Origin of the sequence: Amphritea sp. (genome assembly GCF_050300915.1) — a bacterium.
Classification (GTDB): domain Bacteria; phylum Pseudomonadota; class Gammaproteobacteria; order Pseudomonadales; family Balneatricaceae; genus Amphritea.
This window is the reverse complement of record NZ_JBNKYN010000217.1, coordinates 1-574: the sequence shown is the minus strand read 5'-3', so window position 1 is coordinate 574 and position 574 is coordinate 1. Positions and strand designations below refer to the sequence as shown.

Genomic DNA, 574 nt, shown 5'->3' with positions numbered 1-574 from the left:
CATACCCACCTGCCTGGCTTCGACCTTCCCCTCAGGTGATATTAGAAAAGAGGTGGGTAAAGCAGGCACTTCGCCCATAACAGAGCGATGCACAGGTCCAACGATAAAGTTTGGATAAGTGATAAAGTAATCATCCAGAAACTGAGCGATTTTCTCAGCAGGAAGCACCTCTGTATTCAGGCCGATCACTACAGCATCGGTTTCTTCATGGTTATCATGGAAGGCCTGTAATTCAGGCATTTCTTCCAGACAGGGGGGGCACCAGGTGGCCCAGAAATTAACCAGCACCCATTTACCTTGATAATCCGATAAGTTCGCTGCTTTACCGTCAAGACTCTTCAACTCCATATTCACGGCATGAGTTACAGAGCAGAAAAATGTTAAAACAAAAATTAACAGTATGTGGCGCATAGGTTTCCGATAAAGCTTCAATTCGACAAACAGAAGATATCCTAAATCTGATGGTGATAAAATGCTGTCATAAAAAAAGGCCCGCATAAGCGGGCCTTTTCCATGCTGTGAATTAGCAGGTAATCACTTACTGAGCCAGGTAGTTCTGATCAGATTCTTCTAC

General features: G+C 44.3%; 1 protein-coding gene. It reads right to left on the bottom strand.

Features of this window, described 5'->3' with window-relative positions; genetic code table 11:
- Positions 1–498 (bottom strand): TlpA disulfide reductase family protein (locus tag ACQY8X_RS21130; RefSeq protein ID WP_428037096.1); only part of this gene is annotated, 498 nt, incomplete at its 3' end.
- Between the last annotated feature and the right edge of the window lie 76 nt (positions 499–574).